The following is a 21,113-nucleotide window of genomic DNA, read 5'->3' on the forward strand; positions in this document are numbered from 1 at the left end:
CATCCATTCAGATTGATTCATCGAACAAGGACAAGCCATGAAAAATATCCATACACAGGATTTATTGCATACGCTCTACAGCATGGCCTTTCTGGTTGAAGCCCGCGATCCTTATACCGGTGGGCATCTATGGCGAGTGTCGCAGTATTCGACGCGGCTGGCTTTGGCGTGTGGATTTTCTAAACAGGACGCCGTGGTTGCCGGGCTGGGCGGCTTTTTACATGACTTGGGCAAGGTTGGCGTACCGGACAGCATTCTCAACCATACCGGCAAGCTTAGCGATGCGGAATATGCTGTAATGAAAACCCATCCGGCCCTGGGGGCGCAGGTATTACAAGGGCATCCCTTGGCGCCGTTGGCGATGGATGCTGTGTTAAGCCACCATGAGCGCATTGATGGCCGGGGCTATCCGTCCGGTTTAAGCGGCCGAAAGATTGCAGAAACCGCTCGCATCGTCGGTATCGCCGATGCCTTCGATGCGATGACCAGCACTCGGCCTTATCGTAAGGGTATGCCGTTGGCGGCGGCCATTGAGCAGATCGAGGCAAATTTGGATAAACAATTTGATCTGCATTTCGGCCGCCGCTTCATCGAATTGGCACAAGCCAATGAGCTGGATGGCATCATCGGACATAGCGATACTGGTATACCGATGCACGAATGCCCGATGTGCGGCCCAGTAGTGACGGTGCATAAACACCAGAAAGCCGGCGACAAGGTCTTCTGCCGGGTGTGTGGCAATGGCTTTGCTCTGGAAAAGCAGCAAGGCAAACTGGCACTGAAACCAACGATGCAAAAAGGCAGCGCGCAGGATTTACAAGCGCTGATTGATCATGATTTGCTGGCAAGATTGCTGGAGGAATCGCTGCCGTATTTACCGGTCGAAAGTGGCAACGGCAAAAGCTGGCTGCGGCGACTGCGGGACAGGCTCTGAATCAGGCTCCGCAGCAACACCCGGCCTGTTTGCCATGCAACTGCATCGGCGGACATGAGAATGCTTCCATCGCTACATAAGGAGGTACCTTAACGGCTGACCGCTAGCCCGTTGCCGTAAACTCGCAAGGGTCTGTCGCTTTCGAAACGGGGAGTTGGTTTAGTGTTTAACTGGCGGAGGCGGTGTATAGCGATGGTCGAGAATGTTATCAATCTTGACTGTCAAGCTTTCAACTGCTTTTATCGTCAATTCAGCATTAGGCCCTTTCGATTCTGAAATGAATTTGCCCACTAGCTGAGCGTCTTTAACTCGTACTAAATTCCCCATTAGGTAAGCAAACAAAAAACTTGGTTTGTGCAATCTTCCTACTAGCACATAGTCGGCATCAAATTTTTTACCTAACTGGGCCGCGACATCGGCATGATCAAACAGATAACCCACTCCACTATCGGCTTCTTGTTGTGCGGGTAAAGGAATATTGACGATCTGATACCCGGCAGATCGCAATTCACCTTCTAGCAATGGTTTTATGGAGGTGGTGCGCTTGATTTCCGCTGGGACACCGGGCTTCAATGTTAAATCTTTTAACTCAAACTCAAGTACGGCAAGGCTTGGAGCCGCCTGTAAATTAATACTCATTAAGCCAAAAGACAGAAAAACAATAAGATTTTGTCTCATAAACAGTTACTCAATAGTCATGTGGGGGGGCTCTACTCTAATTTTAATGGCTACAACTCGTTAGCAAGATTTGAGCACAATCGGACATTATCGGTAAAACATGAGTAACTTCAATGGTTGTTATGTTTCGGTTTTGTTATCCGGCTGATGATGCAAATTTTTGATATAGCCTTTTGCTGCTCGACGGATAAATTGGGATTGGCTCTGGAAGTTACGGCAGCTGGAACACATCATCACATGCAAGCCTATCGCCAGGCGTTCGCCCAAGCTAAGTTTCTTGTCCAAGCCCTGAGACACCAGGGCAGTAATATCGCGACAACTACGCATGGTTGTTCTCCTTTTTTGTTTTCGGTTGATTGAACCAGCGAATTTCCAGGCACTCCCGCAATCGCAAGCGGGCGCGGTGCATGGTGACCCAGTAATTGGCGTCGCTGATGCCCGCTTCCTGGCAGACTTCGTCGGTGTCCAGGCCGACCAATTCCCTAAGCATGAACACCTGGGCCATTTTGGCGGGTAGATTGTTATGGCAGGTTTCGTAAATGGTCCAAAATTCCTGCTGCTTGAATGCCGCTTCGGGATCGTTCCAGGTGCTGGGGCCGCCGTTCCAATGGCCATTGCTCATGAAAAACGCATCTTCATCGGATTCGTCCTCATCGTTATCGATTTGATCGAACTCGGCGGTGACGACTTCACGCGCACTGCGCCGCCAGTGATCGGCGATCTTGTGCTTCAGAATGCCGATCAGCCAGGTCCGCAAGCCGGCCCTGCCTTCGAAATTCGCGGACGCTTGCCAAGCGGCCAATAACGTTTCCTGCACCGCGTCGTCGGCCAGTTCGCTATCTTTGAGTTGCAGCAATGCATAGCGAAACAGCACGGGGCGATGCTCGGCCAGCAAGGCTTCGTTCAATTGATCGGGTGGGTTCATCTCGGCGCTCAGCAACATGGGCTATCGGATTTTCCACCTTCATGGTCAGGTCCGGGCGTGCAATCGAACAACCCGAAATGTCGGGATTTATCGCCCATTACTTGAAAGTGAGCACTATATCGGCTGCTCGCCAGCATATCGGCGGTATTGCCGCAGACCCTTAACGGCCGGCCGGTTTCGAAATGATGATGATCGTCCAGATCGAAGCTGTGCGGATGTTGGTCAACAGTGCCCAAATAGACGGCGACTTGGCCGAAGTCTTCGCAACGGTCCTCCAAAGGCATTTTGAATGCGCGCACCGTGACCGAATCGAATTTGACCATGCCGATTTTGGCGAACACCTCGGGATCGTCAATGCTGATAGCATTTTGCTTGACCTTACGAACATCGGGGCAGCCCAAATTCTGCAAAATACGTCGGAAGTCTTCCCAGTACAAAGCGCCGCCCAAACACTCGCCTAGCAACACCGGATCCTGGCGCAGTTCAGCCGGGATACGACGATCGGCAAATACATCGGAAAAATACAGCTCACCGCCTGGTTTCAGCACTCGAAATATTTCCGCGAGCACCTTGGGCTTTTCCGGCGAGAGGTTGATCACGCAATTGGAAACTACGACATCGATGCTGTTATCGGCAATACCCACGGTGTGCAAATTTTCAATATGGCCGAGCAGAAACTCCACATTGGCAAAGCCAAACTGTTCGGCATGCCAGTCGCGATGACGCATGGCGACTTCCAGCTGTTCTGGGGTCATATCGACGCCGATCACCCGGCCTTTCGGTCCGACCAGTTTCGACAGTAAATAACAATCCCGGCCGCTTCCGCAGCCCAAATCCAGCACGGTCTTACCTTCCAAGGCTGGCGGCAACGGCGAGCCGCAGCCGTAAAAGCGTTCCAGCACTTCCGGATGCAAGCCGGCCAGCAGCGCTTTTAAATAAGTCGGCATAGCATCGATGCTGCAACAGGCGCTGGTTTTCAGGTCGCTGCTGGATTGCAGCACCTGCCCGTAATAGTGCTGGACGGATTCGCTGATTTCGAGGGTGGTGGTCATGAGAGCGCTCGTATTTTTATTATTGAAGATAGGCGTTTAGGTAGTATGAGATTGCGGCAGAACAGATAGCCGCACACGGCAAGGTCAGCAACCAGGATAAGGCAATCGACGTGATCACGCCTGAATTGGCCCTGCCGCTGACTAAACCAATACCGAATAATGAACCCACCGAAACATGGGTAGTGGAAACCGGCATGCCAAGCTTGCTGGCAAAAATGACTAACAGTGCCGTAACCAGATTAGCCGATAAACCTTGTTCATGCGTGATGGTGGTGATTTTATGACTCATGGTTTCCGCTACCCGCCGTGCATTGAACACCCCACCCAACATCATCGCCGTCGCAACCAGGATAATGATCCAATGCAAATCAAAACCGGGGGCCAGCAATAACAAGGCGGCAATTTTCGGTGTGTCGTTCAGGCCGCGCGCAAAACAAACCGCACCGGCGCTGCAAAAATGCAGGCCGTCACGCAGACGCTCCAGATTAAAGCCCAAAGCTAGGCTAGATTGTCGCTCGACGCAAGCCTCTTTACTATCAAGGCTTAAAGATGGAACGATTGCCGAATCGATTGCCAGGGTCATATGGGCGTTACTGGCCAGCGCCAGACTTTCCGGATTTTCAATGCATAAACAGAGGTTGTTAGTGAGTTGGCTACGGTTACGCCAACTACTCAGACCTCGATACAATAAGCCGGCGAACAATAACGCCACAAACGGACTCAATAGTAATGGCAGCACGAAGTTGCTCAGCAACGGTGCCAGACTGATATTGCCGGATGTCGCTAATAGTGTGCTACCCGCCATGGCGCCTAATAAAGCATGGGTCGTGGAAATCGGAAAGCCGTAACGCGTCGCTAGAATCACTGTCATTCCAGCACCACCTGCGACGGCAATCATGAACGGTAACGTGTGTATCAATTCGTCCGGCGCCAAGCCTTTACCGGAAAACTTGACCAGCAAAGTCTGAGCTAAAAACAATGCTGTAATCGAACCGGCCAAGGTTGTCAACGACGCCCAGGTCAATGCCTGACGAAAATTGGCGGTGTCGCTGCCGAACAAACTCGCCACACCCTTGAAGTTGTCATTGGCGCCGTTGGCATAGGCCAGAAAGCAAACGCTGATAAATAATATGCTGGTGAGCATGAAAAATATCCTGGATTGGGTCGACTATTTGTTCTAAGTCGTTAGGAGAGGATCAAACCTTACATAAAATATTCTGTATTCGGGAAATCGATAATATGCCCTGATGTTAAGCAACATCGTAAGTTGCATGATGGGTTGTTTTTCCGAAATTGGCTAGACCTAGCCAATGACGGCGTTACAGAGCCACTGTTAAAAATGCCTAACTGTCCGATTTCAATGCCCTAAGCACGTTAAATCTTGGTTTCACCCACGAGCATTCTTGTTATGCATGCCGAAAGCAATCTCGTCAGGATTTTCAAGGGATGCCAATCTGCTGTTTACAACCCCAAATCGCTCAAACTGGCATGATCGTCGGGACGACGTCCCAGCGACCAGTGGAACAAACGCTGCTCTTCTTTGATCGGCAAGTCGTTGATGCTGGCAAAGCGCCGTTGCATGAAACCTTGCGGGTTGAATTCCCAGTTCTCGTTGCCGTAGCTGCGGAACCACTGGCCGGAATCGTCGCGCCATTCGTAGGCAAAGCGTACGGCAATGCGGTGGTCGGTAAACGCCCACAATTCCTTGATCAAGCGGTAATCCAGTTCCCTGGCCCATTTGCGTTGCAAAAACTGGCGGACTTGTTCGCGGCCTTGTGGAAATTCGGCGCGATTACGCCAGAGGGTGTCTTCGGTATAAACCAGAGCCACGCGGTCCGGGTCGCGCGAGTTCCAGGCGTCTTCGGCCATGCGCACTTTTTGCGCGGCGGTTTCAGCGGTAAAGGGTGGAACGGGGGCTTTGATTTCTTGGGTCATGCTATTTCTCCGTGATGAAAAGGAATCGATTTACGCTTGCCACATGCCGGGCATGGCCACGTAACCGGGCAAGGCACGAAGGCGTTGGAACCAGGCGAGGGTGTTGCTGTAAGTCTCAATGTCCAAACCGCCTTCCGGAGCCAACGCCAAATAGGGATAGACGGCAATGTCGGCGATGGATACCGAATCACCGACCAGCCAGTCTTGGTTTTGCAGATGGCGGTCGATAATGCCCAGCACCTTGTCGGCGGTGTGCCCGGCGGCTGCCGTATCGATAGGGCTGCCGAATTTGTGGTGTACCCGCAGTTTGGCAGGACCGTTGGCAACTTCATTGGCGGCGGTCGATAGCCAGGCGGCAATCTGCGCGAGCTGATAGGCATCGTCCGGCCACCATTTTTCGCCACCATAGCGTTTGGCCAGATACACCAAAATGGCCTGGCTGTCGCGGATGATCAGCCCCTCGTCATCCAGTACCGGCACTTGGCCGAAGGGATTGCGTTGCAAATGCTCCGGGCTGCGTTGCTCGCCGCCGCGTAAATCCACGGCTTGGATTTGATAGGGCAAGACCAGCAAACCGAGCAATAAGCGCACTTTGTGGCAGTTGCCGGATAACGACATATCGTAGAGGGTAATCATGTTGGACTCCTTCGGTTAATTAAAGCTTTCGAATTGCACCCGGTCGTCGGTAATGCCGAGCTGGCGGGCGGTTTGGCGCACGCTGTCGATCAAACGGCTTGGGCCGCAGACATAGATGACGGTATCGGACGCTGCGTTACTGAGTATGTCCGGTACGTCCAATCGGGTCGGACTTTGTGCTTGGCTGAAATAAAACCGGCATTGATCGGGAAACCGGCGTTGCAAATCTTTGCTAAAAGCCATGTCTTGCGGCGTGCGGCCGGTGTAATGCAGTTGAAATGCCGTACCGCGCGCGGCCAAGGTTTCGGCCATGGCTTTGATGGGCGTGATGCCGATGCCGCCGGCGATCAACAGCGCCGGACTTTCGTCGTGGTGCAATGGAAAATAATTGTCCGGCGTGTCGATGTTGAGGCGGGTGCCGATCTGCCAGCCATCGTGCAATGCCGACGAGCCGCCTTCGCCATCCTCTACCCGCAACACCGCGATACGGTAGCAATCCTGGTCACCCGCTACAGCCGTCAGCGAATAGGCCCGACTGGTGATCGTACCGTCGGGCAGCGCTATCGGCACACGCAGATGTGCGCCGGCTTGGTAAGCGGGCAACGACTCACCATCGACATGGCGCAATTCGTAAGCGCGAATCTGTGGCGTCAACTGGCGAATTCCGCTTATGGTCAAGGGCAACACGCCATTTCCCAAAACGATGGGGGCTTGCGGTGCTACCGGATTGATTTGTTGTTGAGATCGAGTTTGCTCCAAGAGCGTTTCGACTTCGCGTTGGCTGTAGCGTGGCGTGATGTATTTCGGGCAATTCCAGTCGAAAGCTTCGACGCGAATGACGATACCGCGCTCGACCGGGGCGCGAAAGTCGGCCAGCTCAAGTTGAGACAGCAATTCCGGTTCTCTACGTTCGTCCACCACCCGCGCCCGTCCCCAGATTTTCAGGCGCTGCCGTCCCGGATAGTCCATTAACAGCAAGCTGACCCGGTCGTCGCCGCGCAAATTGCCCACCGAAAGGTATTGGCGGTTGCCGCTGAAATCGGCATAGCCGATGGTTTGTTCATCCAATATTTTCAGAAATCCCGCCGGGCCACCGCGATGCTGTACATAAGGCCAACCGGTCTGGCTGACGGTGGCTTGATAAAAGCTGTCGCGCTCGGCGATGAAGGCTTGTTCGAACTCCGTAAGCGCCACTGTTTCGGTATCGCCGAGTTCGGCTGACCGGTAAGCCGTTCGGCTGCCCATTTCGGTCTGCACCATTTGGACATCGGGTGTGAAGCTGATCTTGGCAAATGCACGGGCCATGGTCTTTACTCCGGACGGGGTGAAATGTTTAGGGCTACTCTGGCACAATCACTAGTCGTGATGAATAGCCATAATTTGCAATACCGTATTCCATTCAGCGGAATAAACCGGGCCAAACGCAATCCCTGCGCTTTGCCCGGTTAGGGTTTAGGCGGCTAGTTTTAACGCCACTTTCGGGAAGTCGATGTCGACCCGGCTGGCTTTGCCCAGGATGTTGGTCATGATGTTCATGCCGACGTGAGTAATCACCTCGACGATGTCGGCCTCACTGAAACCGGCATCGCGCATGGCTTGCAACTCGGTATTGGTCACCTCACCCTTATGCTCGACCAGGGCGCGGGCGAACTTGACCGCCACCGCTGCTTTGGCGTCCTGGCTGGTGCCGGCGCGGTTGGCTTCGATTTCCGAGCCATTCAAACCGGCTTTGCGGCCGATAGCGGTATGGGCGGACAGGCAGTATTCACATTGATTCTGCTGCGCCAAGGCCAGCGCGATGCGTTCGCGGGTGCTGGCATCCAGCGAGCCATGATTGGCGATGTGGTGCAAGCCGAGGAAGGCTTTCAAGGCATCCGGCGAGTGGGCGAATACCCGCAGAAAATTGGGCACCATACCCAATTGACCCTGGATGGCTTCGAACAGGGCGCGTTGTTCTATATTGGCGGTTTCGTTGCTGACGCTAGTAATACGGCTCATGAGTGTTCTCCAAAATAATGAAAGGGGTTTTCGTAGGCCTGAAGGAAATTCAACAGGCGGGTACAGTGTGATCTATTGCGAAATAATAAAGAATGCCTAAAATATTCAATTAACTATTCCTATAAGTGGAATTAAAAATGGACAGATTACATTTGATGAGCGTTTATGTAGCGGTGGTCGAAGCCGAAGGCTTTGCTGGCGGAGCGCGCAAATTACACATGTCGCCGCCCGCCGTGACGCGGGCAGTAGCGGCATTGGAAGAACGCTTGGGGGTTAAGTTGCTGAACCGTACCACCCGCTATGTGCGCATGACCGAGGCCGGTCAGAAGTATTACGAGGATGCCAAACGTATCATTGCCTTGGCTGATGAAGCCGATGACGCGGCGTTGGGCATCAACGCCGAACCGCGTGGCCAACTCACGGTGACCGCCTCGGTATTGTTTGGGCGCTTGTTCATCATGCCGGGCATTGTCGAGTATTTACGCCGCTATCCGGTGGTGGAAGTCAATGCTCTGTTTGTCGACCGCATCGTCAATATGCTGGAAGAAGGCATTGACGTAGCGATCCGTATCGGCGATTTGCCCGATTCGTCTTACCGGGCGTTGCGGGTGGGTTCGGTCAGGAGGGTGCTGTGCGCATCGCCGGATTATCTGGCCGAACACGGTATCCCGCAGATACCCGATGATTTAACCCAACATCACATCATTCTGGCGCGTGGTCTGAATCCGAACAATGACATGCGCTTTCAATACGACGGACAGGCGCAGACGGTCAAATTGCAACCGCTTTTGAGCGTCAGCGACAACGACTCCGCCGCCAGCGCGGCCATGGCCGGACTGGGCATCACTCGCCTGCTGAACTATCAAATTGCCGAACCGTTGCGAACTGGCCAATTGCAAATTGTCCTGGGTGAATACGAAAGCCCGCCGGTTCCCGTGCATATTCTGCACCGCGAGGGCCGCCACTCGTCGGCGAAAATTCGTTCGTTCGTCGATTTGATGGCTATCCGTTTACGTGCCGAGTTGTCGCTGAATTAAGCAACTGAATTATTGCTGTTAGCGATACCGGAGAGGTAAAACAAGATGATCACTTTAGTGGGCTTGATCATTCACTAAATCGGCTTTAATGAGAAGCTGGGCTTGTAGCCAGACTTTGTGAGTTTAATCGGCGGTGGCAATACCGCCAGGACTAATTAGCCATTTGCAAAATTTCCAGAATGTCAGCTTTAGGAAAATCTTGAGACATTCAACTAGGTGAAGAGCGTCAGACAGCTAAGGGTCGATAGGACCAATTCGCTAGATACCGAAACCAACATTCATCTACGACATAATCAAAATGTTATATCGGTTGGGCTTCGGATAGTATCTGATGGCGCCATTTGGGCGGAAGGTCGCCAGGAGTCACAAGATCGACTCTTACAGTAAGTAAGTCTTGCAATTCGACCTGCAGGCCGCCAAGATCAAATAAAGTCGTACCGTCCAAGGTATCGACCAATAAATCGAGATCACTGTCGTTGCGGTCAGTTCCATGTAATACCGAGCCAAAAACGCGTGGATTGGTCGCGCGAAAGCTTTCAACCAAACGGCGTATCTCGATGCGATGCAATTCCAGCGCTTCTGATGGTCTCACTAGTATATCTTTGTCATGCAAAACGCCACATCGCTGGGTCATTCAATTCAAATGGGTTGCTCATCTTCAATGTCGCAGCCCATTGTAAAGTGGTCTTAGAAAATGAAAAAATTTCATTGGAAATTCCAGTCCCATACAGGGATGAATTGAAAAATCAGCTCAGCCAGGTAGCTTTCTGTGGCGCCAATTACTCGAAGATTAGGAAATATTACATTCCATGATCGAAAACCTAAGGAGTAGTGATGAACTCGATTTATGCCACCAAGCTACGTCAGCTCTTACCGGATTGGCTTAGACAAGCGCAGCAAGGCGAAGAAATTGTCATACTGATCGTGGCAAAACCATCGCTCGAATGATTCCCACTAAGGCTACGAGCTTTAAAAATTGCCTTCAGTGAAAAATCTCCGCACTAATTGCGAACGGTAAAAACAGAGAATCCAAAGCAAAACTGAATGGTAGGTCAACCAACGGATAGCTCGGGGGTTCAGCCTTGAACTTTCGGATAGTCACATCATCGTTTTCTAAGAGTTATAACTAAATCTGGTGTACAGCCGGACTTGAAGAAAGGTGGCGCCCTCTGCTGAAATGAGATTGTCGAGATCGAATACCAGCAAAATGAGAGACGCCATGAGTAAAGATAATGCAAAAGAGTGGGATAGCGCTAGTGCGCTCAACGACCCTTTGACAGATTTGTTGAAGATGGGCGCTAAGGCCTTGATCCAACAGGCCGTTGAGTCGGAGTTACAAGCGTTTCTGGGCGAATATGCCAAGGTGACCGATTTACGGGGCCGACAAACGGTGGTGTGTAATGGCTATTTGCCGGAGCGGGAAATCGTGACGGGTGTGGGTAACGTGACGGTCAAAATCCCCAAGGTTCGAGATCGTTCTGGCGGCGGGGTCAAGTTCAACTCGTCGCTAGTGCCGCCGTATGTTCGCAAGGCCAAGCGGGTGGAAGCGGCATTGCCCTGGCTGTATTTGCGCGGTATATCGACGGGTGACATGCAGGACGCCTTGTCGGTCCTGCTGGGCACAGAGGCGAAAGGCTTGTCGCCAGCGGTGGTCAGTCGTTTGAAAGCGCAATGGGCCGAGGATTATCAAGCCTGGCATCGGCGGGATTTGTCGAATCAGCGCTATGTGTATGTGTGGGCCGACGGTATTTATTCGACCCTGCGCGGCGAAGATGACCGCTTGTGTCTGTTGGTGATCATTGGTGTCAATGAGCACGGTGAAAAGCGGCTTTTGGCGCTCTCGGATGGCTATCGAGAATCCAAGGCATCCTGGCTGAGCGTGTTGCAAGATTTGCAGACTCGCGGTTTACAGGACGCGCCGAAACTGGCCACCGGCGATGGGGCTCTGGGTTTCTGGGCGGCGGTGAATGAAACCTGGCCGCAGACACGGACGCAACGCTGCTGGGTGCATAAAACGGCGAATGTGCTGGCTGCATTACCGGATTCGATTCAGGCTAAAGCCAAGGCTGGCTTGAAAAATATCTGGCTGGCAGAAACCAAAGACCATGCCAGCAAAGCCTTTGACAGCTTCCGGCGTGACTTTGAGGCCAAATACCCCAAAGCGGTCAATATTCTGGAAAAAGACCGTGAATCGTTACTGGCGTTTTACGATTTTCCCGCTGAACACTGGGTACACATCCGCACCACCAATCCGATCGAATCGAGCTTTGCGACCATTCGCCATCGGACAACGCGGACCAAGAACTGCGTGTCACGGCATTCGCTGCTAGGCCTAGTGTTCCAGTTGGCACTGACCGCCGAAAAAAGTTGGCGCAAGATACGCGGATTTAAACAACTACCGGATGTGATCAACGGCATTCGATTTCAGGATGGCATTGCTGTCATTACTGAGTCGGATAAAGCCGCAGAAAATCAGCAGATCGCCGCCTGATTCAATTTGCCTATACACCAGATTTGACTATTTCTCGTTTTCTAACGCTGCCCAATTTAGCCTGGTTCCGCTGAAGACAAAAACACGCTCATACAAGGGCACCTCGGCGTTTAAGCTTTTGAACGTTGCGCATCCCGATAGAACGAAGACACAAACAATTCCACCTATGAGCTTCTTCAACCTTATCCCCTCCTTTAGCGACAAATATGCGAATTGCGTGGCTTGCTATGGGCTAGAACTGTTGTTCGCAAGGAATGCCGTCATTGTCACCATCCATCTTCGTACCAGGGCAATTTTGTAGATAAAATTCAGCTTCTTCATACGAGGTCATTTCAGAGCAATATACCTTGCCACGACACTGAAAAATCTGAGTCGGTTTTGGTGGTTCAGCTATTGGTAATACTGGCTGACCACTAGATACATTTTGATTACCAAACTTGCTGAGGATCGAAACCACAGCAACTACCAGCAGCACCGGAATAAATCGATATCCAGATTTCTTATACGGTGGTCTATAGGTGTTGTAGTCTCTGTGAGGCCTTTGTTGCGGAAAACTTGATGGCTGTGTTTTTCGCTTTCTGTCTATCGGTGCAACTGTCAGAACCTGAGCTACACCTTCGATTTTTGCGTTGATCGCGCGTAGCTTGCCTTTATCGTCAAGGCTGGTTTCGTAAAAAATAATGTCCCCGACTAAAGGCGGACGACTCATAGTTTTTAACGCCGATATATGGATAAAAATATCGGCTCCGCCAGACTCGGGTTTTATGAATCCAAATCCTTTATCGTCTATCCAACGAACCAGTTGGCCTTTTTCGGTTTCCATAGCCTAGTTATTTAACATGATAGGGTTAACTAGCCTAGTCAAATGCCTGCCAATTACAAATCACTAACTCTCCATCAAATCAAGCACCCCTTCGCAAACGCATAGCCACACTAAATTAAGCACCGCTCGTCATCATGCCTTGGATTATTCACATAGCCGCTGATCGGTGTTGTAGTCATATCAGCGTACGCATGATTATCCAGTAGTTGAAATAAGTCATCTTCCCCTGCTGATTTATTCAGCCAATCCCGATAATGGTCTATAGGTATGATAACCGGCATACGCTCATGAATCGGTTGCATCAGTTGTGTTGCTGCGGTCGTGATGATGGTGCAGGAATAGAGCGTTTGCGCATCGTGCTCCCAATGTTCCCAGAGTCCAGCAAAGGCAAATAACTGATTGTCTTTATGATGGATATGAAAGGCTTGTTTGCCGTGTTCTAATTTTTGCCACTCATAAAATCCGTTTGCGACAATCAGGCAGCGGCGCTTATGAAAGGCAGTGCGAAAACTGGTTTTTTCTCTGATGGTTTCCGCTCGTGCGTTGATCAGGTGATGGCTATTTTTATTGTCCTTAGACCATGACGGCACTAAGCCCCAAAACAGGTTTACCGATTTTAATGATTGGTCGTCTAGCTCAACGATGCACAGGATTTTTTGCGCAGGGGTAATGTTGTAGCTGGGGTTAAAGCGCGGTAAACGTGGCAACTCAAAATGTTCAGCTATGCTTTCCGGGGCTGCCGTGAGGTTGTAGCGACCGCACATACCGACAATTCCTTACCTGTAGTTCGTAAGACCCATACCGATTAAACCCACCATTGGACTCATTAAATGGATATTAACCAAATTTTGTTACAAGCGTTTGCGCCCATGATAGCAAGCTATGGGTGGCTGTTTGTCTTGTTGATCGTCATCGGTTTCTTGAAAACACCGTTCATGAAAGGTGTGATCGGAGAAGCCCTGGTCAATTTGGCGGCAACGTTGTTTTTGGATAAAACCATCTATCGCTTGTTCAAAAACGTCACGCTACCCACCGAAGACGGTACGACGCAAGTAGATCATGTCATCGTATCGCCTTATGGCATTTTCGTCATTGAAACCAAGAATCTGAAAGGCTGGATCTTTGGCAATGCGCAGCAGAAGATGTGGACGCAACAAATCTACAAGCACAAAAACCAGTTCCAAAATCCCTTACATCAAAACTATAAGCACACGCAAACGCTGCAATCGGCATTGGAGATTGAACCTAGCAAACTATTTTCGCTAGTGGTGTTTGTTGGTGATAGTGAATTTAAAACCCCGATGCCGGAGAATGTCGTGTATGCCGGTGGTTACATTCGCTTTATCAAGAGCAAGCAACAACGCTTATTGACCGAAAACGAAGTTGCGGAGGTTTGCCGCAAAATCCAAGCGGGTCGTCTGAAGCCTTCTATCAAAACTCATATAGAGCACGTCAAGCATGTTAAGACCATCGTAGAGCAAAAGCAGCAGCAATCTGAAAACGCTTGTCCCAAATGCGGAAAACCAATGATCCTAAGAACAGCTAAAACCGGAGACAACCAAGGCAATCAGTTTTGGGGCTGCAGCGCGTATCCTAGATGCAGGGCTGTGAAAGCTGTTTAACGTTAGATTTGATCAGGCGGATTTTATCTATGACACTTTTTGCTCGATCTCAGACTTTAACATTGTGGTTCCTAATGTACGCGTTACACGCGTTTTTGAGTGTGATCATGGTCTTTTTCGGCCGTAAATGCCGAAGAATACGTACATTAGGAACCGGTCTGCGTACTTTAGGAATCACTAATATTTTTTAATTGATTTCCTACAAGGCAATCACCAATCTATTACTCATCTGCCGGTAACCAACCTTGCGCAAGCTGAATCTGCATCAGCACCTTCATTCTCTGGAGTGCATCTAACTCGCCAGTTATAGGCGAGTTTCCGGTAAATGTTGTACGTAGCGAAACAAGAAACTGGATTTCAATAAATCTTCTCGTGCATACAGTATCTGTCGCAATTTTTTCCTATCGCCATGATCAACGGGATAAATTTCGGCGTCTTCAAGTATGCTCATTATTCGACTCGAAGCGATCTCAGATGTTTCCGAGAGCTTGGATAAGATAACGAATTCCCGCCTAAATCGCCGAATATGATCTGGAAATACCAACTTAGTGCCTCGAGGGCCGACGCTATGAATTAGATAGCCGCGATTGACTAACTGATAGGCAAATTCTTCGCTGATACGAAACAGTTCTGCCACGTCAGTAATCGTCATAGCATTTGATTGAGGTTGCAGCCCTTTTATCCATTTGCAAAACTCCACTTTGTCTAACCAGAATTCCCGAAATGTTCGAGACTTAGCATCGGGTTTTCGAACAATAATCTGCCCAGAGACAATCCCTCTGAAAACTTGTAAGAACGGCAGATCGATCCGCCCTTGGATGCGGTTTTTCATGGTTGGAGCCAGAAGTACGCAGTCTTCCGTAGGCGTTGCTGCGCTTTTGTTGATGGTTTCCATCAACGTTTCTAGTTCCAATTTGGAATATTGCCATGTTGTACAGTAGCCCCTACGCGGAGCCACTTCAAATTTAAAACAGCCATTATTTTGCAATTGTAGAAATTGCGCCTTGGTCACACCCAGGATGTTGGCAGCCTCGTACGCTGTCACAAGCCCCTTTAGATGTGGCAGAATCTTCTCCAAGTCAGGGCGATAAACCGAGCACATACTGTACTCGGTATTGGTTTGTTCAAGATGAACAGCGACTTGTTTATCTATAATCGCTCGATTTAGCTCCGATGGCGCTAGATTGTATTCCCTACATGCCCGGCTAAACGAATACCACCGTTGCATTTTCTTGGCATCAGGGCTGAATAAGGTATTCTTTTTCGTGATGTCGCGGATCAAATTTTCCGTGGCGTATTGTTCGACAATTTCCTTTAACCGCTGAAACAACGGTTCAGGAAATTCATTGAAAAATTGTCGGTAAAAATACACCAGCCTTTTTTGCTGAATGCCAATAAAACTGGCTCGGGCAAGATGTATCGTTTGCAAGTACCGCCAAAATCCGTTCTGGTCGGAAAACAAGGCATCAGCACATTGTTTTGTCCTCACGCTAAAGTCAGCCATGTGCTCGAAGGTCTGGCGACCAGGTTTAGCCGAATCCTCCCCGATTGCCAGCCAACTCATTAAGAACACCAATAATTCGTAACGTCGAGCCAATGGCAACCACTGCGATGTATCGAAGAACGGATGGTCGCCGGTCAACATACCCGTCTCCAAAAACTGTTGCAACCGAATCACCGCTATCGGCGCAGGTTTGGTTTCGGCTCTGGCAAGATATTCCAAACACTTGCTGGAATTCTTGCGCGGACCATGAAAACGGTATGGCTTTTGGCAATGAGGGCACAAGTCCTTTAACCATATTCGATGCTGTATGCAGGCAACCGATATTTTAAGTTGCCAGCTAATTCGCCAGTAGTTCTCTTCCTGTAAACAAATTGGGCAATAACGGAGCCACTTGGAATTCAGATGGGTTTTCGGTAATGCGCAGATCTGACTAAGATGGTAGGCTGTACTTTCAAACCCGGTCCATTCAGTGTCAAAACAGGCTTGATACAATTTTTCAAAATCGACAGTTTTTCCGCCTTTGCCCTCCAACAACCACCGGTACGACGAATAAGTATTCTTATCGGCCAATCGCGTTAGGTAACTAATCGGGTTTTCATCAAAATAGCAATTGGTCCGAAGAGGCGGGCAAATCAGAGATAATTGGGTATCGCTCATAGCCGCTCCTTTTTTCTCGCCTTTGCCAACTCCACAGCCGGCGCTTTGTAAAACACCATGCCGCGTTGGTCGAAGCGTTGACCAAAAAAGTCAGTATGAAAGGGATTCAATTTGCCGACGCCTTCCACCCAAATCGATTCGCTGAACGCTGCTTGCAAACAATGGTGGTCGATGCCCGACAACTCTAGGTTCACTGCAATTTGATAAGCGCCCAGCATCAACTTGACCATATAGTCCATGATGCCATTAGTCGCGAAATGCAATTGCCGGGCAATCCCGTCCTGCTGCAAGTCCAGCGGCTTCGGTAAGCCGAGCGTGGCGTCGATCTTTTTAATGACGCCTAGAAAGTGACTGCGACTGGTAGGACATTCGAGATCAAAAGGTTTGAGGTCGATTCGCCGACTAAAGCGGCGGCGAAGCTGTTCGTTGGAATCGAGAATGATTTGGGTGCGCTCCAAGCCCATGATCACGGTCGAAATCTGGGCTTTATCGATCAAGGTCTTAAGCCAATCGGCGACTTCGGCCGGCGCTCGCTTATTTCCTCGGTCGATGAAATGCTGCATCTCGTCGAACACAATCAGTTTGACGTCACAAACCTTGATAAGATGCAGAATGCGAGTGGTTTTATCTATCGCCGAGCCTCGATGAAACAGTGGATCGCCCAGGTACACCAAGATCTCTTCGGCGAGATTTTTGATGGTGGGCAATGCGGGAATATTAATGGCTAACACCGGGATACTACGATGATCGTCCGTCTCTACCGGCGGGAATTCTTTCACCAACATATCCATCAACGTGGTTTTTCCAGTCCCCGAAGGACCGACCAGCCAATAGTTCTTGGATAGCCCGGTTTGCTGATTAAACAGGTAGGCATTCCTCAGCGCTTGATAGGCTTGGTTAAAGCCCGGATGTTTAATGATCAGGCGTGATAAGTTGGCCCAGGTCTGATTCAATTCGTTCTGTTCAATCATGATCAGCCTCCTTACTATCCACGTCAAAGTCAGGAATATCGAGCACTTGATAATCCTCATCGGAGGGTTTATTGATTTTTTCCGGCAATGTGTTGGATGTGAACGGCGTTTCTTGCAGTGCTTTGGTATCGTAGCGAGCCGCTTTTTTACGCTGGCTGAGTTTCTTGCTGGTGTTAGCCATCGCGATAAGCTGACGCAGCTTTTCCTTACCGCGCTGGTAAAGACTCACATCCACACGCTCCGCACTGGTTTGGTTGGCATGCTACCGAATCAATAGATGCTGGGCCAGGGTGAGATTATTGGCGTACTCCGGATAGGTGCAGGGCACGGTGAAATAATCACCTTGTTGTTCATCGAACACCCAAATGGCGCCCAGGTCTTCCGGGTTGATGCGGATGGTGGCCGATCCAACACCGCGTTTGCGCAACACCGCCAGTTCCGCCGAGTTGTACATCAGACCTTTGAATTGCACGCCTTCGTGATTCAGCTTACGGGTTTTCTGAATAGCCAATATCAAGTCCAGCTTTTCCTTGCTTTCCGGCAGTACAGGCTCGATGATTTTCAGACCATCTTGCCAGGCCAGCGCCGGAGTGATGCCCAAGCTTTTGTGACGGGCCTGGCTATAGACATCAATGACCCAGACATGAAGCAGCTTTTTAAACTCGGCCAGGGTCATGTTCGCAGAATTTTCGGCGTCGTAATCCCCGCGCTCGGTAATATTAGAGAACGTGGTTCCGGCAATTTTGTGGCTCAGTTGCCGATTAAACTTCCCTAAGAATCGCTCGATGGCACCTTTGTAGTGCGGCTGCTTTTTGGGGCAGTAGATGATTTCGATATTCAACTCAGCGCACATGCGTTTCAATTGCTCCGAATGGAATTCCAGACCGTTATCGCAGACCAGTGTGACCATGATGCCGTATGCAAGCCATTGGCATTCAACGTCCGGATACTGCTGGGCCACATAGTTTTTGGGCAGGATGGCATGCCGTAGCGCACGCATGACGGCCAGTTCTGACGGTGGCTCAAAGCCGATTTCAAAACCCAACGGTAACCTGGAATAGCGATCAAGAATGAATGTCACCGTGGGTCGACCAATGGTTAATCCGGTCAGATCATCAATGAGCAATAAATCCAAGGGCGTATGGTCAACTTCCGCCCGCTCCAAGATATATTTCGGTTCCGGGCCTCTGCCCGTTGCCCGGAAATGTTTGTCGGCCGCTTGCTTGCCTTTCCGAGCCGCCATGACCAAGTATTCATCATAGGTGCCAACGTAACGGTAGACGGTTGCTCGGCTGGGAATAGCGAGCGGGGTATTTCGATTGACGTTTAGTGCCTTAATTTTACGAGCCAATGCCTCATAGACATCATTAACACTATTGCCTTCGGGTTTTAGATAGATTTCTTCGACGAGCTGTTGAACCAAATTCTCCAGCTCTTTAACAATCTGGCGTTTATTTTTTGGGCCCTTGGCATATTTCACTAGAGCGGTAACCGAGCGATCTGCTTTTATCCAGCGTTTCCGCCAGCGATATAGACTGATTGTTGAAGGAGGAGCGCAGTCACCACTCTCATCAGACACTAACGTTATTACTCTGGATAAACCGGAACATGTGATTGCTTCTCCCAATAATTCATCGGCTTTTTTCAAGTATTTCAGCCGATAATAGACTTGTTGCTGTATCGACTCAGGATATGAAGATAAGTCCGGCTCAATCCGCTGCTTACTTTCCGGTGTCGCTGTTATGATCTGCTGACCGCCTAATATCAGTTCTCCAGAGCTGATAAAACCTAGCAGCGTGGTTTTGATATAACTGACTAATGACAAATCACTTTTGCGCTCTAACTGGCATTGACCATCCTCAAGCATGCGGATTAGACGGTACGGCACATTGTTTAAAATCAGGTCCTGTCCGGTATGTAAAGAAGCAAGTTTCATGATGGTCTCCAATAGCTGAGGTAAAAAGTGGGCTGGTGTTGTCGAGCGGTTGGTCAAAGTCAAAGCCGATATGCAATTGCGCAATAAGGGCAAAGGCCGTAGACCGGAAACCCAAAAATCGACTTAAAGCTTCCAAGGTTGGATCAGTTGTCTGTTCCACCCAAGCCTTGGCTTGTTCGGAAATATGAGGGGGAATCTGGAAACGCAGATACGGTCTTAGATTTGAAAAATTCCGGATTCGATGGGGAAAATTCAATTCGTCTTCGGTCAAGACGATGAAGTGGTAGCCTTTTTCGGCCAGAAACTGGTTGGCTACCTGTAGCCGCTCCAGTACTTTCAGCGTGAACAACTTAGATAACGGCTTTACTTCAACGTAACAAATTTCGCCGTTCTGCAAGGTCAGCTCAAAGTCCGGCGTATATCGGAACATTCCCTTTGATGCTGGTAGGTAGAAGGTTTGCGGCTGCTCCCTAAATGCCTTGACCACTGGGGAAAACTCAAAGTGGTAACAAGCTTTTTGTTCCAGTTGTGATTCCCACGCAACCATGCGATTCATCTTGGTCGATGAGTGTTGACCACGGACCAGTCCCCGAGAACGTGTCACGGGCTCTCTTGCCCGCTCGGCTTTGGGTTGTGGCGTAATATTCAGGCGCAACGCGGCACCCTGGCCGGCGCTATTGCGCCCGCCATACGAATTTATAGACATAACGATTCCTTACCGTGTTCGGTAATGAAGTTTTCTGTAGGTGGTAAGTTGTGCCAGGGTAGGCTTGACGAGAACCGTAAGCGGGGAGATACTAAACTTTCCAGGGCGGAGTATCTACTTCGCTTGCAGTGCGGGGCAAGCCATCTGGTTTGTTCCGTGCTGCACTTTACATATCGATTCTCCTTATTTTGGATTGTTTACTTGTAGGTGTACCTAGGGCGAGGACATTCAAGATTATCGCAACTTGTAATTCGGTTAACCTTCCCAGTTGTTTCCGCAATTCGTTGATCATCCGATATTCAACAAGCATCATGCCATCCGGTAATTGAAATGACTTTTGGGACTGTTCTACACTGTCCCATAAGGAAGCTTGCTCATCTTTGTCCAAATCCAAAGCGATAATCAGCTTATCCAATACTTGTTTCGATGGCGGTGCTTTTCGGCCTTTTTCCAGTGAACTGATGTAACAAGCCTGAACACCCAAATCTGTAGCCAATTGTTTTTGTTGCAATTGGCGACTTCGCCTGGTTTTCTCTAAAAAGAGACCGAATGGGGTCACAATGCTTCCTGATCCAAGTAACGTGCGACGAGGTTAATGAATTTTTTTCTGATTTGCAAATTCACTTTTCAAAAAAAATTATTTGTCAAGTATTTTTACCTGACAAGTAAGCTTTTTTACCGGACAAGGTCCAACTCAGAAAAATGCGTGGCTGGTCTCAAGAACAGCTCGCACCGGAATGCGGCATGGCACGAAGTTATTTGGGCGGAGTAGAGCGGGGAAAAAGAAACATCGCCTTACTGAATATTTGCAAATTAGCTGATGCGTTATCGGTCTCGCCAGCAGAAATGCTAAAGTTTCAAAGCAATTAAACGCGAGGCCTTAGATTTCAACTCCGATTCGATAGGAAAAATTCTCAGTAGTACTGCCGAATATAGCTATACGCCTTCTCAAACAGCTCCTCACCGGCATGCAGTTTGTATTTGAACAAGGATTTTCGTAGCGCCTTTTTGACCTCCCGCTCGCCGGCCAGGGTATTTTGCCAACCGGGAAAACGCACCAGCCGGACGATTTCGTCGATGTCCACCAGCAGGCGTTCAATAATAATTGGTGTATCGGCGATGACAAACCTTCGTTACAGTTGTAGAGCTGGGTTTGAAATGGCTTACTGGAAAATTTTCTTCACTTAAGAGGCTGTTACTTAGGTAGT

At 49.8% G+C, this 21,113-nt stretch carries 24 protein-coding genes; 5 read left to right on the forward strand and 19 right to left on the reverse strand.

Features of this window, described 5'->3' with window-relative positions:
• Positions 1 to 37: 37 nt before the first annotated feature.
• Positions 38 to 934 (forward strand): HD-GYP domain-containing protein, encoded by an 897-nt coding sequence (locus EBB_RS02860; protein WP_192392376.1) that lies wholly within the window; start codon positions 38 to 40, stop codon positions 932 to 934.
• A 159-nt stretch (positions 935 to 1,093) separates the two neighbouring features.
• Here EBB_RS02860 and EBB_RS02865 read toward each other — a convergent pair whose 3' ends face one another.
• The 9 genes from EBB_RS02865 to EBB_RS02905 form a co-directional block, all read right to left on the reverse strand.
• The gene (locus EBB_RS02865; protein ID WP_225587214.1) at positions 1,094 to 1,612 is read right to left on the reverse strand and encodes a DUF2380 domain-containing protein; all 519 of its coding nucleotides are present in this window, start codon (positions 1,610 to 1,612) and stop codon (positions 1,094 to 1,096) included.
• A 120-nt stretch (positions 1,613 to 1,732) separates the two neighbouring features.
• A complete protein-coding gene (locus EBB_RS02870) occupies positions 1,733 to 1,939 on the reverse strand; it encodes a zf-HC2 domain-containing protein (protein ID WP_192392377.1) in 207 nt (68 codons plus the stop codon).
• Positions 1,932 to 2,537: a sigma-70 family RNA polymerase sigma factor gene (locus EBB_RS02875; protein WP_225587215.1), complete on the reverse strand. Its 606-nt coding sequence runs from the start codon at positions 2,535 to 2,537 to the stop codon at positions 1,932 to 1,934. Before EBB_RS02875 ends, EBB_RS02870 begins: the two co-directional genes overlap by 8 nt.
• A gap of 8 nt (positions 2,538 to 2,545) precedes the next feature.
• Positions 2,546 to 3,589, reverse strand: coding sequence for a methyltransferase domain-containing protein (locus EBB_RS02880; protein WP_192392379.1), 1,044 nt, complete (start codon positions 3,587 to 3,589; stop codon positions 2,546 to 2,548).
• Positions 3,590 to 3,608: 19 nt separating this feature from the next.
• The gene (locus EBB_RS02885; protein WP_192392380.1) at positions 3,609 to 4,733 is read right to left on the reverse strand and encodes an inorganic phosphate transporter; all 1,125 of its coding nucleotides are present in this window, start codon (positions 4,731 to 4,733) and stop codon (positions 3,609 to 3,611) included.
• Positions 4,734 to 5,050: 317 nt separating this feature from the next.
• Entirely contained in the window at positions 5,051 to 5,524 is a 474-nt protein-coding gene (locus tag EBB_RS02890) for a nuclear transport factor 2 family protein (protein ID WP_192392381.1), read from the reverse strand.
• A 30-nt stretch (positions 5,525 to 5,554) separates the two neighbouring features.
• Complete coding sequence (locus EBB_RS02895) at positions 5,555 to 6,160, reverse strand: glutathione S-transferase family protein (protein WP_192392382.1); 606 nt, start codon at positions 6,158 to 6,160, stop codon at positions 5,555 to 5,557.
• 15 nt (positions 6,161 to 6,175) lie between these two features.
• A complete protein-coding gene (locus EBB_RS02900) occupies positions 6,176 to 7,465 on the reverse strand; it encodes a pyridoxamine 5'-phosphate oxidase family protein (protein ID WP_192392383.1) in 1,290 nt (429 codons plus the stop codon).
• A 147-nt stretch (positions 7,466 to 7,612) separates the two neighbouring features.
• Entirely contained in the window at positions 7,613 to 8,158 is a 546-nt protein-coding gene (locus tag EBB_RS02905; RefSeq protein WP_192392384.1) for a carboxymuconolactone decarboxylase family protein, read from the reverse strand.
• Between the two features lie 137 nt (positions 8,159 to 8,295).
• Here EBB_RS02905 and EBB_RS02910 point away from each other — a divergent pair, with 137 nt between their 5' ends.
• The gene (locus EBB_RS02910) at positions 8,296 to 9,195 is read left to right on the forward strand and encodes a LysR family transcriptional regulator (protein WP_192392385.1); all 900 of its coding nucleotides are present in this window, start codon (positions 8,296 to 8,298) and stop codon (positions 9,193 to 9,195) included.
• A 301-nt stretch (positions 9,196 to 9,496) separates the two neighbouring features.
• Here EBB_RS02910 and EBB_RS02915 read toward each other — a convergent pair whose 3' ends face one another.
• Positions 9,497 to 9,787, reverse strand: coding sequence for a nucleotidyltransferase family protein (locus EBB_RS02915; protein WP_192392386.1), 291 nt, complete (start codon positions 9,785 to 9,787; stop codon positions 9,497 to 9,499).
• Between the two features lie 627 nt (positions 9,788 to 10,414).
• Here EBB_RS02915 and EBB_RS02925 point away from each other — a divergent pair.
• The gene (locus EBB_RS02925) at positions 10,415 to 11,686 is read left to right on the forward strand and encodes an IS256 family transposase (RefSeq protein ID WP_192392388.1); all 1,272 of its coding nucleotides are present in this window, start codon (positions 10,415 to 10,417) and stop codon (positions 11,684 to 11,686) included.
• 232 nt (positions 11,687 to 11,918) lie between these two features.
• On the opposite strand, the gene EBB_RS02930 is transcribed toward EBB_RS02925, so the two are convergent.
• Both EBB_RS02930 and EBB_RS02935 read right to left on the reverse strand, forming a co-directional pair.
• Entirely contained in the window at positions 11,919 to 12,509 is a 591-nt protein-coding gene (locus tag EBB_RS02930; protein WP_192392389.1) for an excalibur calcium-binding domain-containing protein, read from the reverse strand.
• A gap of 110 nt (positions 12,510 to 12,619) precedes the next feature.
• Positions 12,620 to 13,273, reverse strand: coding sequence for an SOS response-associated peptidase (locus tag EBB_RS02935; protein ID WP_192392390.1), 654 nt, complete (start codon positions 13,271 to 13,273; stop codon positions 12,620 to 12,622).
• A gap of 66 nt (positions 13,274 to 13,339) precedes the next feature.
• On the opposite strand from EBB_RS02935, the gene EBB_RS02940 reads away from it, so the two are divergent.
• Positions 13,340 to 14,131: a nuclease-related domain-containing protein gene (locus EBB_RS02940; protein WP_192392391.1), complete on the forward strand. Its 792-nt coding sequence runs from the start codon at positions 13,340 to 13,342 to the stop codon at positions 14,129 to 14,131.
• Between the two features lie 304 nt (positions 14,132 to 14,435).
• Here the strand turns inward: EBB_RS02940 and EBB_RS02945 are convergent, their stop codons facing one another.
• From EBB_RS02945 to EBB_RS02965, 6 genes are all read right to left on the reverse strand, one after another.
• Positions 14,436 to 16,292: a TniQ family protein gene (locus EBB_RS02945; RefSeq protein WP_192392392.1), complete on the reverse strand. Its 1,857-nt coding sequence runs from the start codon at positions 16,290 to 16,292 to the stop codon at positions 14,436 to 14,438.
• Positions 16,289 to 17,263 carry a TniB family NTP-binding protein gene (locus EBB_RS02950; RefSeq protein WP_192392393.1) on the reverse strand — a complete coding sequence of 325 codons (975 nt, stop codon included), beginning with the start codon at positions 17,261 to 17,263 and terminating at the stop codon, positions 16,289 to 16,291. The genes EBB_RS02945 and EBB_RS02950 overlap by 4 nt, the downstream gene beginning before the upstream one ends.
• Complete coding sequence (locus EBB_RS25760) at positions 17,256 to 17,492, reverse strand: hypothetical protein (RefSeq protein ID WP_225587217.1); 237 nt, start codon at positions 17,490 to 17,492, stop codon at positions 17,256 to 17,258. Before EBB_RS25760 ends, EBB_RS02950 begins: the two co-directional genes overlap by 8 nt.
• 33 nt (positions 17,493 to 17,525) lie before the next feature.
• The gene (locus EBB_RS02955) at positions 17,526 to 19,199 is read right to left on the reverse strand and encodes a TnsB C-terminal domain-containing protein (RefSeq protein ID WP_225587218.1); all 1,674 of its coding nucleotides are present in this window, start codon (positions 19,197 to 19,199) and stop codon (positions 17,526 to 17,528) included.
• Entirely contained in the window at positions 19,123 to 19,905 is a 783-nt protein-coding gene (locus EBB_RS02960) for a TnsA endonuclease N-terminal domain-containing protein (protein WP_192392394.1), read from the reverse strand. The genes EBB_RS02955 and EBB_RS02960 overlap by 77 nt, the downstream gene beginning before the upstream one ends.
• 166 nt (positions 19,906 to 20,071) lie before the next feature.
• The gene (locus EBB_RS02965; RefSeq protein WP_192392395.1) at positions 20,072 to 20,464 is read right to left on the reverse strand and encodes a helix-turn-helix domain-containing protein; all 393 of its coding nucleotides are present in this window, start codon (positions 20,462 to 20,464) and stop codon (positions 20,072 to 20,074) included.
• Between the two features lie 143 nt (positions 20,465 to 20,607).
• Between EBB_RS02965 and EBB_RS02970 the strand changes: the two genes are divergently transcribed.
• Positions 20,608 to 20,775: a helix-turn-helix domain-containing protein gene (locus EBB_RS02970; protein ID WP_192392396.1), complete on the forward strand. Its 168-nt coding sequence runs from the start codon at positions 20,608 to 20,610 to the stop codon at positions 20,773 to 20,775.
• A gap of 44 nt (positions 20,776 to 20,819) precedes the next feature.
• Here the strand turns inward: EBB_RS02970 and EBB_RS02975 are convergent, their stop codons facing one another.
• On the reverse strand, positions 20,820 to 20,990 hold the full coding sequence (locus EBB_RS02975; RefSeq protein ID WP_223146791.1) for a hypothetical protein: 171 nt from the start codon (positions 20,988 to 20,990) through the stop codon (positions 20,820 to 20,822).
• Positions 20,991 to 21,113: the final 123 nt, after the last annotated feature.

Origin of the sequence: Methylomonas fluvii, assembly GCF_014850975.1 — a bacterium.
Lineage (GTDB): Bacteria > Pseudomonadota > Gammaproteobacteria > Methylococcales > Methylomonadaceae > Methylomonas > Methylomonas fluvii.